The sequence below is a fragment of the Lactiplantibacillus songbeiensis genome (assembly GCF_005405125.1).
In the GTDB taxonomy this organism is placed as follows: domain Bacteria; phylum Bacillota; class Bacilli; order Lactobacillales; family Lactobacillaceae; genus Lactiplantibacillus; species Lactiplantibacillus songbeiensis.
Map to the genome: position 1 here is coordinate 45,677 of NZ_BJDL01000010.1, position 21,041 is coordinate 66,717.

Here is a 21,041-nt window from a genome sequence, read left to right on the forward strand (position 1 = left end):
GGCTCAGTGGTGTCGTTTGACTTAGCTGAGTGACTTTTCTCGGCTTAGTCAAAGCCCGGCTTTTGAGACCGCCCTTCGGCTCAAAAACGTGGCCACCACGTTCCAGCCAATGTTGGCCCAACCAGAGTGGCAATCAGCTACTGCACAAAAATCAGGGGTTCGTTATCAAGGCTAACTTGATGGTCCACAACATCGATAACTTGGCCGGTCAATTGGTTGCGATACTGACCATCTGCTAATTCACAACTGATCGTGCCACTGAACGGCCGTAGTGCAAAGTAGCCTAACGCCACTTTACCTGCCGCTTGATAGCGAATCGCCATCACTTGGTCATTGACTGGTTGGACGCTATAGGCCCCACTGACGAAGAGTTGGTTATGCTTCACCGACGTGATCCGTTGAATTGTCGCCGTCAAGTCAATCGGCCCTTGTAACGCAACTGGATCGGCATCAAACAGACTTGGTAAATGGTCTGCGCCAAATTCTTCACCCGCATAGATCAGCCCACTGCCCTTTTCGAATAAGTTAAAAGCTAACCAGTTGCGTAATAATTGCGGATCACGTAAATAACTAGCAGCGCGCGGAACATCATGATTTTCAAGGAAACGCATCTTGACGTAATTCTTTGGAAAGGTCACATCTTGCTTCATTAAGATACGGGCAAATTCGCCCAAGCTGCGTTCGCCCATCGCCGTGGCATGTAAATCATCTAAGACATCATAGTCGTAGACCATATCAAAGGCTTGATAAAGTTCGCTATCGGATAAATCTTCAAAGCCGCCATCACGAACTTGTTTTAAGAACCCAGAATCATTGCTTTCAGCCAGCCACACCAACCCCGGCTTATAATCGGCCAAAGCTTGCCGCGCCGCTAACCAGAAGTCTAACGGCACTAGCGGAGCCACGTCACAACGGAAACCATCCACATAGGTTGCCCACTGTTTGAGCGTTTCAATCTGATAGGCCCACAAGTCATGATTACTGTAATCCAAATCAATAATATCTGACCAATCGGCCACCCGATTGCCAAAGCTCCCATCAGCCTTACGGAAGAACCATTCAGGATGGACCTGACGCAACTTTGAATCTGGCGAGGTGTGATTATACACAATATCAATCATCACCCGCATCCCCTGGGCATGGATGGCCTTGGTCAAATTAATAAAGTCGGCCATCGACCCTAATTCGGGATTAATCGCCCGATAGTCTTTGATAGCATAAGGTGACCCCAAAGTACCTTTGCGATTCATCGCCCCGATGGGATACATCGGCATTAGCCAAATCATATCGGTTCCTAACGCCTTGATCCGCGGCAAATCGGCTTGGACCGCCTTGAATGTGCCAGTCGGGCCATAATTACGAGTGAAGACTGAATAAATTAATTGTTGACGTAAATTCGTATCTGTATCACGTGCCATTGCAAAATTCCTCCTAATTCTGAGTCACGGTTAAGGTCCACGGTTGGTAAGTCGTCTGCTGGCCACTGTGGCTCACACTGCCTTCCAGTAACTGCACTTCCGTCGTCGTATCGGTCATCACTGTGATGGGTTGATTACTTAGATTGCAAGTGACCGTCGCCGTTGTTTGGTCAAGTTGCCGAGTAAACCGAAAAATACCCGCTGGGGTGGCTTGAATAATTTCATTACCTCGTGTGAATAGTGCTGTTTGCTTTAACTGTAATAAACGTTGATAAAAATGTAGTAAGCTCTGCGAGTCAGCCTGTTCACTGGCCACATCAGCCGTTTTAGTCAGGCCGTCTAACCACGGCGTTACCGTCGAAAAGCCAGCATTCGGTTGTTTGGCGTCCCATTGCATCGGCCCACGCGCCGCCATCTTATGTGTTTGATTCAACATCGCTAAAGCTTCAGCGGACGAGTAGCCGACTGCTAAGGCGCGGTCATAAAATGGCTGGACGGTCCGATCATTAAAGGCCGTTAGATCACTAAATTGTAAATTCTTTAAGCCCAATTCTTCACCATAATAAATAATCGGAATGCCCCGTTGTAAATACAGCATTGTTGCCAAACATTTCAAACTCCGCTGGTGATATTTTGGGCTGGCATAACGGGTCGCAACTCGGGCCATATCATGATTGCTCCAATACAGCACTGGTAAGCTTACACCGGCCAGCTTAGTTTGAATGGTGGTCAGCTGCCGCTTCATGCCTTCAACATCTAAGCCCTTAGGTTGAAATTCTGCGGGAATTTGCGGATCTAACTGGTCTTCACGATCCACCAAGGACCGAAACGTAATGACCGCATTACACTGATTATTTGCCGGTCGACTATAATCAATCAATAGTTCCGGACTCGCCGATGCTGCTTCACCAAGAATAAAGATATCCGGTTTGAGTTCCCGTAAAGCCCCACAAAACTTACTGAGATAAGGTTGCACATGTGGTAAGTGCGCATAAAAGGCTTCCGCAATCGTTGGTTCCGTCGATTGATTAGGGACATTTTGATGAAAATCGGCTTTATCAATATGAATAAAGGCATCTAGCCGTAATCCGTCAATCCCTTTACCGACCCAGAACTTGGCGATTTCTAACATCGAATGGCGCACTTCTGGATTTTTCCAGTTCAAATCCGGCATATGCCGATCAAATAAATGAAAATAATACTGATCAGTTGTACCAGGATCTGGTTCCCAGACACTACCACCAAAAAACGAGCCCCAATTATTCGGTAACTGCTTGGCCGGGGCATCTGCCCATAAATAATAGTCGCGATAAAGGCCTTGTGGATGCGCCACTGCATCTTGGAACCATGGATGCTGATCCGATGTATGATTCATGACAAAGTCTAACAATAAGTACATCCCATTCGCATGCAACGCCGCAATCAAGGCCTCAACATCGGCCATCGTTCCAAGTGATTGATCAATGGCATAGTAATTCGACACATCGTAACCATTATCAACTTGCGGTGACACATAGATGGGATTCAGCCAAATCGTCGTGACACCGAGCTGCTTTAGATACGGAATCCGCTGAATCACACCACGGAGATCCCCAATACCATCCTGATTGGTATCTTGAAAACTTTTCGGATAAATCTGATAAATCACTTGTTGGTCATACCACTTCAACATACCAACACCCCCTAGCCACTTTATAAAGCGGTTTCATTAATAACTTTAGATTACTGATTATTTTAGCGGGAAACAAGGGGGGATATGGTGTTAACGGTAACAGGTTTAAGCCGGTGTTAGTTGGCTTGACTTTGCCACTCTGGTTGGGCCAGAATCGGCTGGAACTTGGTGGCCACGTTTATGAGCCACAGTGCGTCTCATAAGCCGGGCTTTGACTAGGCTGAGAAAATCACTCAACTAAGTCAAATGACACCACTGAGCCAATTCTGGCCCGCCCGACGTTAATTGCCAACTGCTTATAAGTTACAATTATTCATTTTACCCAACGAATTTAGCCGAGAGGTTGGTTTTTAAAATGCTCAGCCGTGTCGTTGGCCTTAGTGCGAGCGGTCTTCTCGGACTTAGGTCAAGGCCATTTTGAAGACCGCACTTTGGCTTCAAAACGGCCCACAGCGTTCCAGCGTTTTAAAAACCAACCGGCAGGCGGCAACCACAGCCAGTCCTAAAACACACCAACAAAAAAGAAGCCAAAATATGGCTTCAAAAATAATAAATAAGTGCAATTACAAGTTATCGTTGCGCGTAGACCCGGCAATCGATAAGGTCGGCGCTAATTGTTCAATGCCTTGGGGCTGCCCGTCTTTGGCAATCTTAGCCAATAACATTCGAGCACATTGAACACCCAATTCAAAAATAGGCTGCTGAACCGTCGTCAACTTTGGCGTCGCGACTTGGTTCAAAAAGACCCCATCAAAACCAATAACGCCAAAATCATTAGGAATATCAGCATTAAACAAATTCAACGCTTTTTCAACGCCAAACGCCAAACGGTCACTGGCACAGACAAAGCACGTATTCGGCTTTAATTGTGACCACTGGCTCTGAATATATTCCATCGCTAAATGGCTGTGATTACTGAACCGTTTAATCTCCGTTGGTAGCTGGTGTTTTTGCATCGTCATCATATAACCCGCTTCACGCGAATATTCAAATGGTTCCTTTACATTAATCCCGATAAAAATCACCTGCTGATAGCCTTGCTTTAACGCGTATTCCGTCGCCATCTTGGTGCCCAGCGTATTATCAGTATCACAATAATCAAACTCCAGCCGATTTTCACCGAATAAGACAACTGGCCGTTCCAATCGTTGCAGCCATTCATAATCCGAGTGTCGCATACCAGTCACGATATAGCCATCGCAGCCACCAATATCGAAATGATGCTCCGTCACCAGTTGCAGTGCGTATTGTTCTTTCCCCAGCTCTTTGGAAATCCCGGTTAACAGGTTCATGTAATACGGTTCCGTTGTATCCATGTCTTCCAAGATGAATAATTTTATAATCTGGGTCCGGTTATTGACTAAGGCCTTGGCCGCGACATTGGGGCGATAATCAAGTTCCCGCATCGCGTTAAAGACGCTGGTCTTCAATTCATCACGGACTTGTTCGGGATGATTAATCACCCGCGAAACCGTCATTTTTGAGACATTGGCTTTCTTGGCCACATCTGATAAAGTCGTCACCCTGCCACCCCCTTCAACACTTTTATTTTACACCGTTGCGACTGAATGCCGTTCAATAATTTGGTGCGGGACGATTAATTTTGTCGATAGATTTTCACTCATTTGTAGACTGACCGCAATCTTGGCGGCTTCATTACCTAAGCGCCGCGGAAAGACTTCAACGGACGTTAATGCTGGATGGGCCGCTTCTGAATAAACTGAATTATTAAACCCAATAATTGAGACTTGTCGGTCCGTCACCATTTTCGCTGACCGTAAGACTTGCTGAATCCGCAGTCCCAACATATCATCGACCGTTTCAAAGGCCGTAATCTCTGGATGTTGCGTCAAATACTGGATGACCAATTGCCGGCCGCCCGGATATTCTTGGGCGGGCAATTCGAACGAGTTAATTAACAAGCCATTTTCCATCATGACCCGTTGATAACCAAGCATCCGGTCATTTTGGACCATTTTTTTCAAATCATTATACACAAAACAGATATTTTTATGCCCATGGTTAACTAAGAATTGGGCCGCGTCTGAACCTGCCAAGATATTGTCATTATCTACGTATGGTGTCTCGTTGACTAACTGATAAGGCTTGCCAATCATGACATACTGCGCATCTAATTGGCGCAACTTCAACAAAATCGGGTCATTTTGTTCAGAATACAACACGATAAAACGCCGAATCATCCCCTGCGTCACCATAATATCAATACTATGTAACAATTCGGCTTGTGACGACCCCGTGGCTAGATTCACCATCGCCTGCGCATGATAGCACGCTTCACTAATCCCACGCAGGACTTTTAAGAAAAATGGGTTCGTAAAAATTTCGTGATGGTCGACCGGCAGAATCACCCCAATCGCATTGCTGCGCTTATTCGCCAAGCTTTGCGCATTGAAATCCGGGGCATAGTGCAACGTTTGCATGGCTTTACGCACCCGGGCTTTCGTCTTCTCACTAATCGCCGGATTATCATGCATCGCCCGTGACGCGGTGGATGGTGAGACCTTAGCTAGTTTCGCTACATCTTTAATTGTCGCCATAAAATCTCCTCCAATATAACGCTTTCATAAGCCCATTGTAACGGTTTCATAGCAGCAGTGCAATCGGTTGCAAGAAATTGCATAAAAAAAGAACCGCCACTAACACGACGATTCTTACCAGGCTAACGCCCTATTAGTTCTGAAATCATACCTTTGATGCTTTCCGTATCTAGAGTACTTAAATAACTCAAGACCCGCGCCGGATCTTCAGCTTCGCTATAGGCTTGCCAGATCGACCATTTGGCTTCAAAATCCAGCTTAGCAAACTGTAAACGTTGCTTGATTAACTCTGTGACTAGCGAATGTTGGTCAACCGCTTTAAAGTCTTGATAGGTCCAAGCCGTCGCTGTCTGATGATCTTTTTTCGCCACAGCCCCAACCAACACGACTTGATACTCCCGGTCAGCTGGTAACAGTTGATGCGGATCATCAGCCGTGACCGTTAATTTGTGTTGCGACTCATCCCAAGTCATCTCAGTAATCGCCACTTGTTCGCCTTGATGTTCCACCAATTGATAGTGGCCATCTGCACCTGGATAAACTTTTAAAACCAGCTTAGTCGGTAAGGCCGTTAGCGGCGTCATAAAGTTCGGATTCATCGGAATAATACTGCCCGCTTTAACAAAGACGGGGTAAGTTGCCTTTTCCCGATAAGCTCGGAAATACCGGTCACCATGGTAACGCAAGCCGGTAAAGAAATCATACCAGCCACCTTTTGGTAACCAGACATCCGTGCTGGCCAGATTGGTTGCCGGATCGGCTGGTGACGTAATCGGTGCGACCACCATCGCTGGTCCAAATTGGAATTCATTAGGCACCTCATAGGCCAATCGCGTCTCTGGATGCCCATAATACATCGGTTGCACCAATGGGAGGCCCGCCGTATGAGTCTGGTAGTTAGCGCTATCCAGATAAGGGACTAACTGGCTACGTAATTGTAGAAAATCAATCATGACCGGCGCAATCGTCTGATCATAGTTCCACGGTTCCTTACCCATAAAGATATTATTCGAACTATGCAGTCGCAAGATTGGACTAAAGACCCCTAGTTGTAGCCATCGCAACGATAGCTCACCGTCATACGTGCCCCGCATGTGGCCACCGATATCATGACTCCACCAGGTATAACCAATATTGCTGGCCGTCGCGGTGAAATACGGCTGGAACCGTAACGAGGCCCACGAAGCCACGGTATCACCGGAAAAGCCAATGGGATAGCGGTGACTGCCTGGACCAGCATAGCGTGACAAAATCAAGCCTTCGCCCGGATGACGGCGGGCATTATCCGTATAGTGATCAATGTTGAGTAACCATAAAGGATCAATTTTTTTAGCGCCACGTGCACCACCTTGTTGCCAATCAACCCACCAAAAATCCACACCTTGTTGTTCTAGGGGATGATGAACTAGTTTAAAGTAAACCGATTTGAATTGCGGATCTTGGAGATTGAACAAAGCTGGTTGCTCTTTTTTCGGATCTAAGTGTAATTGCGCCGCTACGGCCGGATAACAGGCTTCACTTGACCGAATACCAGACGCTGGATGCACATTCAACGTCACTTTACGTCCCTGCGCATGGAGTTGCTGCATCATTTTAGCCGGATCTGGGAAATAATCTCGATTCCACGTGTAACCCGTCCAGCCACTACCATATCTAGCCGGGATTTTCGTCGTATGCCAATTCATATCAAAGACCGTAACCGCAATCGGTACTTGCTGCCGGTCAAAAGTCTGCATGAGCTTTAAATATTCACTTTGCGTGTAAGGATAGAAGCGACTCCACCAGTTGCCCAATGCATACCGCGGCACTAACGGTGGGAAGCCAGTCAGTTGATAATACACCTTGAGTGTCTGCCGATAATCGCGACCATAGGCAAAATAATAAAGATCCGTTTCTGAATCAGTCCGGGCTGTCACTTGGTCGCCGTCTAAAATAAATGACTGGGAATCATCCAAAACACTGAAACCATCCTTTGACATTAAGCCATCTGCTAAGGGAATCGCCCCGTCTGCTCGATCCAAAGTCCGCGCAGTGCCTTTTAAGTTCTGCGCATTAGCTTCACCAAAGTGCCAACGACTGTAATGCACACCATAATTGGACGCTGCATCAATAAACAAACTCCCCGCATCAAACGGCCCACCATCGTAGTAAAGGTGCAAGCCCGTCGTTATAATTTCTACCACATGACCATGTTCATTTTGAACCACCTGAAACGTTGGCGCTGGAAAATCTCGATGCTGGACCATTTGCGTTAATCGGTCTTCAAACTGACCGCTTGCCGAGTATTCCATCCGAATGAGTTGCGGTGTTAAGACCGTAAACCGAACGTGAGCACCTTGTACCATCTTGTCTGTCACTTGCATCTTATTTGACCCCTCCAACGACTTTTTTATGTATGTCCCGGATATACCGGGATTGGGTAATATGTTCAGTGTAATGTAAAACGGTTACATTTTAAAGTGGTGATTTTCAAAAGGGGTGGCTTAACTACAGTTATGAGTATCAAAAGAAACCACTAAATTTTAACTTTAGTGATTTCCTTCAGTCATACTTTTATTCAGTTAATACTGCCTGTCGTCGTTGTGCGGGCGACTCACCGTACCGTTCTTTAAACTTTTTGTAGAAAAATGACTTTGATGAATAACCGATGTACATCACAATCTCATCAATTGAAATATGTGGATTAGCTAGTAACGTCATTGCTGCTTCCATCCGCCGACTATCAACCAGTTGGATAAAGCTTTGACCAGTAGCCGACTTTAACCGGTTAGACAAATAATTAGGATTGTAGTGAAACGCTTGTGCCATTGTTTTTAAAGTACAGACATCATAGTCCTGATCAATATACTGCAACAGATCCGCCGTCGTCACTTGGCGTTTTCCTCGCTGTAATCGCGGTGGCAAATAATTATCCAATCGCAATAATTCAATCACCATCAGATCAAAGAAATGCGTCACCCGCGTTGCTGCAAACACTGCTGGACAGAGAACTTCACACAAGATTCGTTCGGTAATATAAGCCGGATCCTCAATCTTATCATTGTTAAATTGCGCATAATGCCAACGCCGATAATCCTGTTGAATCACGCTCAATTGTAACTTTAGTTGCGCATTATCCGTCACTGGCAATAGTGTTAATAGATCATGCGCCATCGGTAACAAGAGCGTCGTCAGGATATCACCGGCTTTTAATGGCAGCACACGATATGTCTGTTGGGCAGCAACAAACACTAAGTTACCACTGGTCAACGTCAGACGCTGACCATTAATGTTAACCAACACCGTGCCCGCGAATGCATATAACAACGTTGGTCGAGAATTACAATGACGATGGATACAACCATTTTCATTTTCAAAAAACGCGGTCACTACCGGTGTTAATGCAGACTTATTCGGAGCTAACGTGAGCCAGGTATCCAAACTTGTTAGTTGCTTAGCCACTAGTTGCCGCCGAAATAGTTCTTCACCAATATGATAAATGTCCATGCCCCGAAGCCTCCTTGATACTGATTAAATCGCCCAGTTCAGTGTAGTCAATTACTCACCAATATTCAATCATCAATTAGTTGTGTTTGATTGACGTTGCTGCGTTTAAACCAGCTAAACGACCAGATGTGTATGCAAATCCTAATGTCCCGCCTTCAAAATCGACATAAATCTTGCCATACATCCCACCAGCATCGGCGCCAGCCACGTATAGGTTTGGAATGGCGGTACCATCTGTCTTAGTCGCTTGAATTTGATCATTAATCCGAACGCCGCCTAAAGTACCTAAGTTTCGTGCAACATACTTAATGGCATAATAAGGACCGGTCTTAACCTTAATTAACCGTTTCGGATTGGCAAAGAATTGCGTATCCTTGCCTTGCTTAATCGCACCATTATATTGCGTCACCGACTTCTGGAACGCAGTCTGGCTGATGCCCATTTGCCGAGCTAAGCCATCAATGGAATCACTCTTAAAGACAACGCCAGTTCCCGTTAATTTATTCAGTAATGGTGCAAAGTCCGTTGGGGTATTTTCTTGCTTGATACTCGTCTTAGTGTCTGATGGTTCATTAAATTCCATAAAGGACTGCGGATTATGCTTCCACTTGCCGTATTGATCCTCAATCGCGACCGTTCCCTTAGCCTTAATTTTATTCAACATTGATTTATCAAAAATCACATATTCAGTCTGCTTAGGTTGCGCTGCAATTTCGGCACCTCGACGTGCATATAGTGTCGCGTCAGTTTCGTCACTAAATCGTTGGCCTTGTGTGTTAACACGTAAGTTTGGGAAAGCCGTAAAGGTATCTAGGGCAAAGTACTTATCACCAACTCGTTGTGTCATCTTCTTAACCCCAGCGTTAGTATAAGTTTCCCAGAAGTAATGCGTCGTATCTAAACCTTCTTTACCGGCCCCCGCTGACCAGGCCATTTTAATACCGTCACCCTTATTTTGTAAGACTTGACCTTTCGTATTCGGCTTGCCCAAGTACCGATTCAACATCTTTTGATTGCCGCCATAACCACCAGTAGCAATGATAACTTTCTTGGCATGGACGGTTAATTTAGCCCCATTAGCTTGTTTCGCAACGACGCCAACAACTTGATGCCGCTTATTAGTTAATAGTTTTTGAGCTGGCGTACCGAAGTAAACTTTACCGCCTGCATGCCGGTAGTTTTTAATTAACGTTTTAATGGCAACGGTACCGCCTTTTTGATAGCCATGTAAGGTGGCCGGGTCCCCTTGATGAGCATAGCTACCACCAGTCCCAGCATCAACCAACTTCATATCCGCACCGTTTTTATTCAGCCAATCCACTGTTGGACCAGATTGATCGATGATCCGCCGAACCAAAACGCCGTTCATATAACCTTGTGACGCATCCAGATATTTATCATATAGCCACTTTTTCGAAACTGTTTTATGTTGGGCTTTTTGTTGCGCACTATCAGCCGCAAACATCCCGCCAGCCAATGTGCCAGCACCCATTGGAGAAGCTGTCTTTTCCATTAAAACAACATTAACCCCTTGTTGCCGAGCTGCGAGTGCCGCCGCGGTGCCAGCCGCACCAGCACCAACAACAGCAACATCGGTATGCGTTGATTTAGGTTTGACCGCTTGCTTTTTGGCTGCTTTATTCAATTGTGCATCGGTAGCGCCAGCTTTCTTCAACGCTTTTTTAGCCCCATCGATAATCCCATTAGACGAGTGGGTTGCTCCAGAAACAACATCAACTTTAGTCGTTTGATCAGCGACAATTTCTTTGGTAATCTTCTTGGTTGCTTCAGCTGATAAGACCTGATTGTCATGAATACTAAGCACTTTGACTTGTTTAATCTTATTCTTATCGACTGTAACTTGAACCTTAACTGGACCATCCTTACCTTGCCCAGTCCCCGTATAAGTTCCCGCTTTATAAAGGCCATTACTACAACCTGCAACCCCTAGTAACAGCGCTGCTAAAGCTAATCCTGTTAACCCTTTTTTGAATCGCATCTTAATCCCCTCCAAGAGATATTGTTCTTAAGTAAACGTTACCAAACTGGGGTAACCCTTGATAAGACTAATATCACAGGTATCGATTCCGCTTTTCACAGGTTAGAAAAAAGCTACCCTCAATTTGAATTGAAAGTAGCTACTTTTGAATTTATCGCCAAAAACTAGCTGCCGGACTTAAAGCTGCTAATTGCCGTTCAGTCACAAAATCATCATCGATAATCTTCACCTCAGCTAACTTACGGGTACCCGCAAACTTGGACTCAGCCAGAACCGTTTCAATCGGCTGATTCTGTTTTCTAATACGGACATTTTCTTCCTTTGTAATTAAAACCTTATTACCAATTTGATTAGCATTTTCAATGTTGCCATTCAATATCAGCACCTTAACCGCATTAATATCAATCTTAGCCTGTTCATCTTGATAGTACGTTTCGAAGAGCAAATGCTTCGCTACCTTCTCTGTCTTCACTTGGAAATGTACCCAGCTTTCCTTAAACTGGTCAACGGATATCATATCTTCAGCAATCGCGTCATTGATCGCTTTAACGGAAGTTAACCGATGATCATTCACCTGCTCAGCAATCGTTGAAAACGTCTTTTCATACTTATTGGCCACTAGACCACCAACGGTAAAGTTATAGACAATAAAGCTGTAAATCTTTTGTAGCACTGGTAACAGTTCCGCCTCAGAATACTTATTTTTCACCATAGCCAAGACTAACGGATAGAACGTCTTACCACCCATATCTTTTAAAACCATCAGCATGTCAACAACCTTAGTATCGCTAAAATACGCATTATTTTTCGGGCTAGTCATGGCCACAAACACATCCGCCAATCCGGCTAATTCTTCAGTAAATTGAACGGCCTCACTGCTAGTCGTAATATGATTATGAATCGCCTTGTACAGTGACTTTTCGGTCGCAAATTTACGAGTTGCATTCCAATAAGCCCGAATAAAACGGGTCGTTGCCCCCGAATCATTATTCAGTGCATCCATCATCTGGTTCCAAGTTTCTTGTACCAGCTCTAGTTCATGTTGCGCTGTTCTGAAAATATGATTTTTCAATAAATCACTAGCATTTAGATCCCGTCCACGCGCATTTAACGTTTCAAAAATCACAAAAGCCGCTGCTTCATCTGGAGTGACAATCGTAATCACAAAGAAACTTTGCGTTAGGTGTCGATAAAGCATCTTTAAGTAATTCAAACGTTCATTACTTGTTGTATATTTATGCAGTGCATTCGTCACATTTTTCTGCAATAACGTAAATGTCTGATTAATATTCTTCAATGATTGCTTATTCGTTTTAGGCGCCTTACTAAAGGCATTCGGCGTTTGCACATACGTATCAAAGTAATCTCGTACCGAGTCGCTTTGCTCTAAATGAAACTTCCCACGTTTGCCAAGAATATCATCCTGCAAATCGTTCGCACGAATCAATGCTTCTGAACCATTTTGATCATCACCAGCTGCCAGCGCCAGCAAAGCATCACGAATCACGGCTAAAAAAATAACCGTCGTCGTTAGCCGCTGTTGACCATCGATAATGTATTGCTTACCCTCACTATTGTTCATCACAATCTGACCAAAGAAGTGATCAGACTGATCATCATCCATCACTTCCATTAAGTCATTCCACAAATCATCAACTTGATCCGCCCCCCATGCGTAGCCGCGTTGGTAGATTGGAATCGCCATATTAGTGACTTCTTTAAAAAGTGCCTCTAAACTGTACTGCGTAAAAGATAGATTGCCTGCCATGAGTATCCTCCAAGTTTTTTAGGTTTTCTATTAGTTAGTTACGCAAGGTCGGTTGGTTTCCACGTTAAAAGTTATGATTTAATTCGTACCGGAATAAAGAACGCTACAGCCACCATCTAGCTTATCTAAATCAAGTCACTGTCCTCTAACAATTCTTCATAATCTGCCTCAATTCTAGCCAACAATTCCTCGTCCCACCGCTGGTAATCTTGAAACCAAGAATGCGTTTCTAACCGATACGAGTCCGTCACGGCATTAAACCTGACTTCGAGTCAAAAGTCTGTATTCAAATTTTCAGCCATGGTCATTGTCAACGCAATCGCTTTTTGAACGGTTATTTGATGATTAGGTAATCGAGTTGCCATAAATTCTAAATAATTCACAAGTGTCGCTGTCATTTACTAAAACGCCCCATCTAAAAATATTTTATTTTTAATGCGATCCGATCCTAACATGAGTGCCTACAGATCAAAACCATTTTCACTTGTGATTTTTGATCAATTAGCTAGTATAAAAATAATTATTCATGAATCAACCCTCACCTACCACCGCTAGCTTTCACCACAGACAACCGCTATAATACGATCAAAATCACTGAGGGGGCTTCACACTAATGACCACTAGTACACCTGTAAAATCACTCACGACACTTGGCGTTTTAACGGCCATGCAAATTATTCTCGGTAGTCTGCTATCGATTCAATTCTTAACCACCAAAATTGCCTTTGCATTTATCGTTGTCGCCATTACCGCCCGACTCTTTTCACCACTCGTTACAGCTGGCAGTACTGCTTTAGCATACTTCTTAGGGATGTTGCTATTTCCCAAATTCACATTCTTCCCAGGCTTTATTCTGACAGCCTTTTTAACCGGTCTCGTATTCGGCTATGCATTTCAACATCAGACTTCATTTATCCGTATCTTAATCGCTAACTTCATTGTGACGTTTATTTTGAATCTTTTCTTGAATAGTCTTTGGTTACACATTATGTATATGACGCCTTGGGCAGCTCTCTTAACGACCCGTCTCATTCAAGAAATCGTCACTTTCACTTGTTATTCTGCCTTTTTGGTGATTCTTTTCAAAGTCCCCGTCATTAACCAATTAACCACCCGTTTTAACCTAAAATAAATCAAGGGAAGTCTAACGTTATGCCAGTCAAACTAATGGACACCCACTACACTGTCGTGATTGAACGACAACCGAAAGTCTATCTGGTTAAACTTTATGCCAACGACTTTGACCAAATTGCTAGTCTATGGTTAAAGAGCTGGTACACACCCGAGCAAGGTCATCACCCAATTAACGACCTTGCTTTTACCTTACGGACACGGATTTATCGACATATTACCAACTTGAGCCTGACTGGAGTTCAAGAACTGATTATCAGTAGTGCTCAACAATGGCACATCGACACGACGACAATTGCTGCGCTAGTCATCGATGATCAATTAGGTACCAGCTTTACCCTCGCTGCCACTACTGGGGAACCGCTACAACCACTGCAGACCTACCTGCAGCATTATTACACCGCATTGGTCGCAGCTGATACGCAACAAGATGACGCCACGATGCGATTGATTCGGACTGCCCTCTTAGACTACTTGGCTGAGCAACTAGCCGGCATTCCAAAATTAACAACTAAGACCCGCACGGATACCCGGTTATTTGCTGACTTGATTCATGGACTCACCTTGCTGTCACCAGCTGAATTACTGAACACCATTATTATGGAAAACTACTTAGCCGATACCCCGATTGTGGCCGCCCATCAACAATGGCAACCACTCTATACTTTAACTGCGGTTGAAACTAATTCTTGGCAACAAAAAAGTCGCTGACACTCGTCAACGGCTTTTTTAACACTCACTATTAAGGATATAACGACAAGCGTTCCGCTCGATACGACCAATCACCAGCCGTAAAGTTCGTGCGGTTCACATCAAAGACGACTTGATTCGTCTGCCGATTCACTTCAACGAACTCACTCCGTTTACCACTATCAGCGTAACCAAAGCCAATCAAGGTATTACCTTGACCAACATTGTAACTACTACCGACAATATTAGTAAAGTTCGCTTGACCACGCGACTGACCATAAGACCAGAGCGTCTTCACCGCTTTTGCTTGCTGATTCAAACTGACTTCGGTGCCGAATGAATATTTTTTTGAAGTCTTCAAATCACCACGGGTTACCGCCACGTTGTTATCATAATATTCCAGATGTAAGACATTCCCGCCATCTGATTCGGCTAAAATATTAATGGCATGTTGACCGCCATTATATTGGAATTTGGTGCCTTTAGCCGGCTTAATTAAGTACTTTTTATAAGCAGTCGGAATTTTCTGATCTGCTCCTAAAATCCACTTCAGCTTGCCAGTCCGATAATTCAAGCCTAAGATCATCGATTGATTCCGACCTGAAACAATCAACAGATTATGCTTTTGATCATAGACCATTGAATTTTGATGGAACCAATCTTTCTTGCCATCCGAACGATGCGTGGCCTTATATTTCGTATACGCTGATTTAAATAATACTCGTTTCAAATCAATGATCTTTTTAATCTTCCCACTTTGACGGTCAATCTGAATCATGGTGTCTTCCACGTATTTCGCACTACCATCATCGACCGTCAGCAAGAAGTCGCCATTCGGCAGTTCAATCGCATCGTGATGAATCACAGTATTAACAGCCTGCTTGTTCGGATCGGCTTTCGTCGGGAACATTCCGCTAAAGTTGTACTGCTTATAAATACGTCCATAATAATCCGTAATTCGCAACGCATTATACTTTGAATCACGCGTCTTTTTCTTGGTTAACACCAATAAACGACCGTTTTTTAATGGTTTAAAAACATGTGAAATCTTATTAGTTGCGTACCAGCGAACCTGGCCTTGCGCATCTAAGCCATAGGTCAAGCCTTGACTACTGACCGCAAACGTCAACTTCGTATTGCCAGTGCCCAACACCATCTTGCTAGGGGTACTGGTCTTAAGAGTATTCGTACCGATATCACTCGGTAACTTGCTTGTCTTAACAACATACGTCTGGACCGTTTTAGCACCAGCCTTAGTGGTATAAGTAACTTTAATCTGATTAGTCCGATTCGCATATAACCCGAGCACGCCAATCTGATGACCAGTCCGATACCCTTTAATCGTATGCGTTATCGTGGTCGCTGGGCTGTCACCAACGACTTCAGTGGTCACTTGCGTTGCCGCTTTCGTCTTCACTAGAATCAAGGCTGACAGCGGACTCGTACGGTACGGATTCGTGATCACCTTACCAGCTGAGCCGGCCTTTAGCAATTTTAACTGCTTCGTATAAGTTGCCGATAATCGCCGCGTCTGCGTAACTCCCGTCGTGCTTAAAGTGGGTTGTAACCGCTGCTTAATCGTGGCCGTCGCCAAGCCACCGGTACGTTCAACTTGCTTAGCATGCCGAGCGACATCTTTAACGGGAGCTGCGCGTGACTGTTGCCAATAAACACCGCCGCCCACAATAACCAATCCAATAATTATCAAGCCACCGACTAGCCATGGCCGGTGCCGTGATGCTGACTTCATCTTAAATCACCAGTTTCTTTTCTGATTACACGTCTATATTAGCCAATTGTTTCACTACGCTTAGTGCTAGTTGAAATTTCCGCCTGCCGGTTGGTTCCTAAAACGCTGAAACGACACAGCTGAGCATTTTATGAACCAACGGCTCGGCTAAACTTATGGCCAACAATAAATAGTCAATAATCCCCGTTAGTTAACGTCGAGCGGACCAGAATTGGCTCAGTGGTGTCGTTTATCTTAGTCGGTGATTTTCCGACTTAGATAAAGCCCGGCTTGGAAGACCGCTCTTCGGCTTCCAAACGTGGCCACCACGTTCCAGCCGATTCTGGGCCAACCAGAGTGGCAATTTAAGCCAACTAACATCAAGCGTAATTGTTTCACTATATAAATATAATCATATCAAAAAAGACTGGTCACTGGCAATTAATTCAAAGCCGCTAAGATCCCCGTTAAGAAGTCATCGACATTACCAACAAAGGCATGCTGCGCCACTTTAAAGATTGGCGCGGTTTCATCTTGGTTAACCGCCACGATATGCTTAGCCCCAACCATCCCAATAACGAATTGATCAGCACCGGAAATGCCTAACGTGATAATGACTTCTGGATTGACGGTCGCACCGCCAAGTCCAATCTGCTGATCAACACTGAATTGTTCCAACGTGGTTAGTGGTCGCGTAACCGCAATCGTCGCACCAATCCACTTCGCCAATTGTTGGGCCTTTAACACTACCGCTGGGTCAAGTGCCCCACGACCGAGGGCAATAATCCGCTTGGCCGTGCTGACATTACCGACATTGACCGGCACATCTTCTGTTAAATGCAATTGTTTGACGACGCGATGTAAGTCCGCTACTTGAATGCGCTTGGCCGTTGGAACCGGTTGTTGATTCAAGGTATCTTGTTGCACCATAACACCGAGTTCAATCGCCCCTAAATCTTGACTGATCCATTCAGACGATCCTTCCGCTAAATCTAAAGCCCGCACGTCCCGCAATAATTGTTCTAATGGGAACTCATGGGTATACGCAACGCCGCCGACAACTTGAATCGCTTCATTAGTCACCTTGAACCCTTGATGGCCGCCATAAAGCTTAGCCATCGCTGCCGCCGCTTCAAAGTCAGCACTCGCATCGACTTGTTGGGCCGCATCTAAAGCTAACAATTCAGCTGCACGCTTTTGCATCGTCATATTAGCAACCTTCGTTTGGACGGCCGGAATCGTATTCAACGTGCCATCCACAACTTCGCGTTTTTCAGCATAGCCTTTAACACAATCCAAGGCATGTTCCATAATACCGGCCGCAATCGCCCCCATCATAATACGAGCAACCGCCTGATTGCGCCGAGCAATCTCTAACCCTTGACCAGGACGTCCTAAGATGTTTTCAGCCGTGACTTTGACGTTGTGGAGATGCAGGCCAGCTACAGAGACCCCACGCAAGCCCATCGTGGTTTGCTTGTCCGCAGTCGTAACCCCTGGCATACTAGTATCAATAATAAAGGTCGCAAACTCACCTTGGTCAGTCCGCGCTAAAATCACATAAGTCGTCGCCTGGCCACCGTTAGTAACAAAGGCTTTTTCACCATTAATCAGCCAACCATCAGCCGTTTTAGTCGCCATCGTTTTAACCCCGAGCAAACTACCGCCACTCGGTTCAGTAATCGCAAACCCCATCAGATGATCAACTGCTGGCGTTAAATACTTGTCCTTTTGTTCAGTGGTCCCATAATGATCGATCTGTTCAGCCGCTTTCCATAAGCCTTCTAGCATGACTGCTAGACTAGCCGAACCACGGGCAATAATCGACAATACTAACGCACGCGATTGCATCCCTAGTCCCGCGCCATATGGCTTAGCGAGTCCTAATTGTGGTACCTTTTGTTGGATCAGCAAGTCATACGCGGCTTTTGGAAATTCCCCCGTTTGATCAATCTGGTGATCCAATGGTGCCAGATGCTGTTTGGTAAACGTCACTAACTGCCGCTGCATGGCAGCTTGATCAGCCGTTAAATTCAATCCCATCGCAATGCCCTCTTCATTTCCTGAAAATTTAAGTTAAGTCTAATTTACCACAGTTCGCACAGAATAAAACGACTAAAAAAGCCGGACTGCCGCCCGACCTTTAAATTCAGTCACTTTTTAAATGTTGAACCGGCGATTCCGAACCATTAAAACGATCACAATCACCAGACTAATCAAGGTAACTGCCGTGTCAATTTGGAAAACGTGCAAGACACTAACAGCGGTTTCATTAATAATAAAGCTCGATACTAACGGCCCGACAAAGAACGTCAATGCCGTTGCAAAGCTATAGTAGCCGGTAACTTTCCCCTTTTGTGCTGGGAAATATTGACTCAATAACGTCAAGCCTAACTGCCAAATCCCACCGGCCGCAAAGAAGCCGATCACGATGGCCGTCAACCGAGCCCCATTGGCACTCGGAATCATGACCATTTGTAACAACGCTAAAAATGAGACTAAGGTGTAAATAAAAATTAATTTAATTGGTTTTACTTTTGTGACTAATGAAGACGTAATGAAGACCGAAATTAATGACGCACTGGCGTACCATGAGATTAAGGACTTCGCCGTATTCGCACCCAGCTTCAAGACGGAACTGCCAAAGTTAGGGGCATATTGCGAGAAGATATAGAACGTAAACGACAAGGTAAAGCCAATAATGATTAAAAGACTCCCATCAATCAACATCGATGGCTTCGGACCAGTTGTCTGCTCAACGTCCGCAGCCGGTTGTTTAATCGTGGTTTTTGAAATTACTGGTTGCGGTGCAAAGGCGGCCATTGCAATCAAGCCAATATCTAATACCATGATAACGACCATCGCAATCAACGTCGTCTTTGAACTCGGTTCTGCGGCGACAATAAAGGGCAGGACAAACTGTGCTAACGACATCGCTGCTTTAACGAGTGAATTCATGCTGGCAGCTTGATCTTGAAACGCATCGGTCAAGGCTGGATAGCTGGCCGTATCACCAAAGGAGTTCGTGACCCCCATGAATAACGCGGCCACACAAGCACTGATTAAGTTCGTACTGAGTAGTAGGCCAACCAAGAAGACGATTTGAGCGACCATCCCAATCAGCATCGTCCGCTTTCGACCGAGGCGATCGGACAAATACCCGGCCACTAAGATCGTCAATAACCGCCCAACCCCAATCATCGCAATGACCGTGGAAATGCCTTTTAGATCCGTGTGCCACAACGCTTGAAATTGAGTGCCGTACTGCGACACAATAATCGTCGCCATTCCCAAAATGGCATAATTAATATAGATTCCTAAAGCCAATGGTAAATATTGTTTGCGTTTCATCGTTACGACCTGCTTTTCTTTAATTTCCATCTCTGTCACCAGCCAATACTATTTTTAAGTGATTAACGTCACAGAACTATTTGTTTAACCGCTTACAATTTCATTTTGAAGTAATCCATATCGCGTGGCTATTAGTTAAAATTCGGCTATCACGTGATATGGGACGTTAATCAAGTTAACTTGATAGTTTTTTCACAATCATCTTTACAACTTTGATTTTAGCACTGGTATGGCGGCTGTCTAATGGCGACTAGTAATCAGACTGATAGCTTGTGGCTATTGATAGATAGCAAAAAGGCTTGGGAATCAACTCCCAAGTCCTTTAATTTGCTTAATTTCAATTAGATTACAAGGCCCGGCCTAACTTTTGGTTTAACCAAGCGACGACCCGATTAATAATCTCAGGTTGATACCATTCCCAAGTCCCATGGCCAGCTTGATCAATCGTAATTTGTTGTACATCAGCCTGATGGGCCTTGAGTGCGGTCACCATTTCGCTAGCTTGGGCTGGCGAGACGATTCGATCAGCATTGCCATGCATGATCAAGAATGGTGGCACTTGGGCTGTCACATAGCTGACTGGGCTGGCTGCTTGGGCCTTGGTTTTATCCGCCGTAATTGATTGCGCCGTATCACTCATGAACGATGGTCCATTGACTAGCAAGGCTTCCGTTGACGTCGTCGATTCATGGAACGGCTCATTCAAGCCAGAGCCAATGGTTAATAGGTCACAGAACCCATACATTGAGACGACCGCTTTGACTTGTGTCTGGACTTTAGTCACATCAGCTGGTAAGAAATGAGCCGTCTGACTCGTTGTGCCGAGGAACTGAGCCAAGTAACCGCCCGCCGAATCCCCGATTACCGCGATGCGATTCGTATCAATATGATAAGCATCAGCGTGTTGGTACAAATAGCTTAAGGCATGCTTGCCATCAGTCACAATCTTTGGGAACTTGTCTGGCACAACGCGATATTCAGCCGCCGCAACCACATAACCCGCTTGTGCTAACGCAGCCCGCATCTGAATATACTTGTTATGATTAGCTGCCGTAAACCCGCCACCTGGTAAGTACAACACCGCTGGCTTTAGATCAACAGTCCGTGGCACTAACATTGATAATTTCAATTCGACCGCATGATCGCCTTCAATCGTTTGGTAATAAACCAGATTAGGCATTTCATCGACTGTTGGTACCGTTTGTTTAACTTGAATTAATTCACTCATTATTTTTTACA

Annotated in this window: 15 protein-coding genes; 2 read left to right on the plus strand and 13 right to left on the minus strand. The window is 44.9% G+C overall.

Features of this window, described 5'->3' with window-relative positions; genetic code table 11:
• Positions 1-137 precede the first annotated feature (137 nt).
• The 9 genes from FFM77_RS04125 to FFM77_RS14230 all read right to left on the minus strand — a co-directional run bounded on the left by FFM77_RS04125 (position 138) and on the right by FFM77_RS14230 (position 13,299).
• Positions 138-1,418 carry an alpha-amylase family glycosyl hydrolase gene (locus FFM77_RS04125; protein WP_137634485.1) on the minus strand — a complete coding sequence of 427 codons (1,281 nt, stop codon included), beginning with the start codon at positions 1,416-1,418 and terminating at the stop codon, positions 138-140.
• Positions 1,419-1,431: 13 nt separating this feature from the next.
• Positions 1,432-3,090, minus strand: a complete 1,659-nt coding sequence (locus FFM77_RS04130) for an alpha-glucosidase (RefSeq protein WP_137634486.1) — start codon at positions 3,088-3,090, stop codon at positions 1,432-1,434.
• A 563-nt stretch (positions 3,091-3,653) separates the two neighbouring features.
• Positions 3,654-4,613 carry a LacI family DNA-binding transcriptional regulator gene (locus tag FFM77_RS04135; RefSeq protein WP_137634487.1) on the minus strand — a complete coding sequence of 320 codons (960 nt, stop codon included), beginning with the start codon at positions 4,611-4,613 and terminating at the stop codon, positions 3,654-3,656.
• A gap of 27 nt (positions 4,614-4,640) precedes the next feature.
• Positions 4,641-5,648: a LacI family DNA-binding transcriptional regulator gene (locus FFM77_RS04140; RefSeq protein ID WP_137634488.1), complete on the minus strand. Its 1,008-nt coding sequence runs from the start codon at positions 5,646-5,648 to the stop codon at positions 4,641-4,643.
• A 122-nt stretch (positions 5,649-5,770) separates the two neighbouring features.
• A complete protein-coding gene (locus FFM77_RS04145) occupies positions 5,771-8,011 on the minus strand; it encodes a glycoside hydrolase family 31 protein (RefSeq protein WP_137634489.1) in 2,241 nt (746 codons plus the stop codon).
• Positions 8,012-8,201: 190 nt separating this feature from the next.
• Positions 8,202-9,134 (minus strand): helix-turn-helix transcriptional regulator, encoded by a 933-nt coding sequence (locus tag FFM77_RS04150; RefSeq protein WP_137634490.1) that lies wholly within the window; start codon positions 9,132-9,134, stop codon positions 8,202-8,204.
• A gap of 76 nt (positions 9,135-9,210) precedes the next feature.
• Positions 9,211-11,133: an FAD-dependent oxidoreductase gene (locus FFM77_RS04155; RefSeq protein ID WP_137634491.1), complete on the minus strand. Its 1,923-nt coding sequence runs from the start codon at positions 11,131-11,133 to the stop codon at positions 9,211-9,213.
• Positions 11,134-11,284: 151 nt separating this feature from the next.
• Complete coding sequence (locus FFM77_RS04160) at positions 11,285-12,901, minus strand: DUF262 domain-containing protein (protein WP_137634492.1); 1,617 nt, start codon at positions 12,899-12,901, stop codon at positions 11,285-11,287.
• Positions 12,902-13,173: 272 nt separating this feature from the next.
• A complete protein-coding gene (locus FFM77_RS14230) occupies positions 13,174-13,299 on the minus strand; it encodes a hypothetical protein (protein WP_263390722.1) in 126 nt (41 codons plus the stop codon).
• A 215-nt stretch (positions 13,300-13,514) separates the two neighbouring features.
• On the opposite strand from FFM77_RS14230, the gene FFM77_RS04165 reads away from it, so the two are divergent.
• Both FFM77_RS04165 and FFM77_RS04170 read left to right on the plus strand, forming a co-directional pair.
• On the plus strand, positions 13,515-14,033 hold the full coding sequence (locus FFM77_RS04165; RefSeq protein ID WP_137634493.1) for a folate family ECF transporter S component: 519 nt from the start codon (positions 13,515-13,517) through the stop codon (positions 14,031-14,033).
• Between the two features lie 20 nt (positions 14,034-14,053).
• Positions 14,054-14,743, plus strand: coding sequence for a hypothetical protein (locus tag FFM77_RS04170; RefSeq protein ID WP_137634494.1), 690 nt, complete (start codon positions 14,054-14,056; stop codon positions 14,741-14,743).
• Between the two features lie 31 nt (positions 14,744-14,774).
• Here FFM77_RS04170 and FFM77_RS04175 read toward each other — a convergent pair whose 3' ends face one another.
• The 4 genes from FFM77_RS04175 to FFM77_RS04190 all read right to left on the minus strand — a co-directional run bounded on the left by FFM77_RS04175 (position 14,775) and on the right by FFM77_RS04190 (position 21,030).
• Positions 14,775-16,472, minus strand: coding sequence for an aryl-sulfate sulfotransferase (locus FFM77_RS04175; protein WP_137634495.1), 1,698 nt, complete (start codon positions 16,470-16,472; stop codon positions 14,775-14,777).
• A gap of 420 nt (positions 16,473-16,892) precedes the next feature.
• The gene (locus FFM77_RS04180) at positions 16,893-18,494 is read right to left on the minus strand and encodes an acyl-CoA dehydrogenase family protein (protein ID WP_137634496.1); all 1,602 of its coding nucleotides are present in this window, start codon (positions 18,492-18,494) and stop codon (positions 16,893-16,895) included.
• A 117-nt stretch (positions 18,495-18,611) separates the two neighbouring features.
• Positions 18,612-19,802: an MFS transporter gene (locus FFM77_RS04185; protein ID WP_137634497.1), complete on the minus strand. Its 1,191-nt coding sequence runs from the start codon at positions 19,800-19,802 to the stop codon at positions 18,612-18,614.
• A gap of 346 nt (positions 19,803-20,148) precedes the next feature.
• Entirely contained in the window at positions 20,149-21,030 is an 882-nt protein-coding gene (locus FFM77_RS04190; RefSeq protein ID WP_137634498.1) for an alpha/beta hydrolase, read from the minus strand.
• Positions 21,031-21,041: the final 11 nt, after the last annotated feature.